This is a genomic window from Segeticoccus rhizosphaerae (assembly GCF_009192725.1).
Classification (GTDB): domain Bacteria; phylum Actinomycetota; class Actinomycetes; order Actinomycetales; family Dermatophilaceae; genus Segeticoccus; species Segeticoccus rhizosphaerae.
Genome location: NZ_VOHR01000557.1, coordinates 1 through 1,333, shown reverse-complemented (window position 1 = coordinate 1,333; position 1,333 = coordinate 1). Strand labels below are relative to the sequence as shown.

At 72.5% G+C, this 1,333-nt stretch carries 2 protein-coding genes; both read right to left on the bottom strand.

Going from position 1 to position 1,333, the window contains the following annotated elements; genetic code table 11:
- Window positions 1-147 (bottom strand): SDR family NAD(P)-dependent oxidoreductase (locus FRW57_RS21615; protein ID WP_152187038.1); only part of this gene is annotated, 147 nt, incomplete at its 3' end.
- Between the two features lie 49 nt (window positions 148-196).
- Entirely contained in the window at window positions 197-1,174 is a 978-nt protein-coding gene (locus tag FRW57_RS21610; protein WP_137121417.1) for a DUF389 domain-containing protein, read from the bottom strand.
- Between the last annotated feature and the right edge of the window lie 159 nt (window positions 1,175-1,333).

The window sequence follows — 1,333 nt, the reverse complement described above, 5'->3', positions numbered from 1 at the left end:
CTCCTGCGCGAGGGCCTCGATGCGCTCACGCCGCCGCGCGGCGCACACCACCTCGAAACCGTCCTTGGCCAGCCGGCGCGCCGTTGCCGCCCCGATGCCGCTGCTCGCCCCGGTCACCACTGCCAGTCGTCGCGTTGCGCTCGTCATGGCACCAGTATCGCGGGCCACCGCCGACCGACCGGCTGACCTCCCCGGGTCAGGGACGCGGTGCGGCGAACCAGCCCGACTTCGGTGACCTGCGGCGCGGGGTGGGCACGGCGGTGTGCGACCAGATCACGCGCTGCAGCAGCAGTGTGAGCGTGCCGGCGACGAGGATGCCGAACACGTTGATGCCCAGCTGCTCCAGGGCGTGGACGGCGTCCCCGCCGTCACCGGTGGCGAGGGCGAGCGACAGCACGGCCACCGCCGGGACCGTGGTGACCGAGATGAAGACGCCGACGAGCGTCGAGGACTTGTCGGTCGTGAGCGACAGGACCCCCGCGGTGCCGGCCAGGACGGCGATCACCAGCGACCACACGCTCGGCTGGATGATGAAGTCGGTCTGCGGGCCGTGGTGGAGCTGAGCGGGGTCGAAGCCGCCGAGGAGGTAGACGACCCACCAGATCACGGTGCCGACCAGCACCGCGATGACGTAGCCGCCGACCAGGGTCAACGCTGCGCCAGGCAACAGGCCCAGCCGAGGTCGGGCCACGGCGAGGCAGATCGCCGCCATCGGGGCGAACTCCGGGCCCACCACCATCGCTCCGACGATGAGGACCGGCTGGTCCTGCAGCCGGCCGACCCCGGCGATGAGGGTCGCGAGCACCAGGAAGACGACGTAGGAGAAGGACAGCCGCATGTCCTCTCGCGCGTGGTCCTCCACGACGTCCCACACCACCCCGTCCTCGGGGGCGCCGGGGGTCGAACGCTCCGCCTCCGAGGCTGCCGCGCTCAGCACGACCTCGTCGTCGACGATGGTGATCGAGCCGCGCTCGACCAGGCCGATCTCGTGCAGCTGGCCGAGCAGCCGCTGGGCGCCCTCTCGCGGCAGGTCGAGCATGACGAGATCGCCGTCCGGCCGTCGGTAGGCGCCCGGCAGGACGGCCACGTTGACGGCCGTCTCGCCCTCCCCCTCCAGCAGGCCGGCGACGTCGTCGACCAGGTCTTCGGGCACGCGCAGTCGAAGGTGCAGCACCCGGCCATCATTGCCGGTGAGCCCCACCGGCGGTGGAAACCTGCCCCGGGACGCCGCGGGGCACGGCATACGCTGACGGCGTGGACGAGACCGGCCTGCTGCCCTGTGCGGTGCCTTCGGGGCCGGCGGTCGCGAAGGTGCTGCCACTGCTGCGCGCCG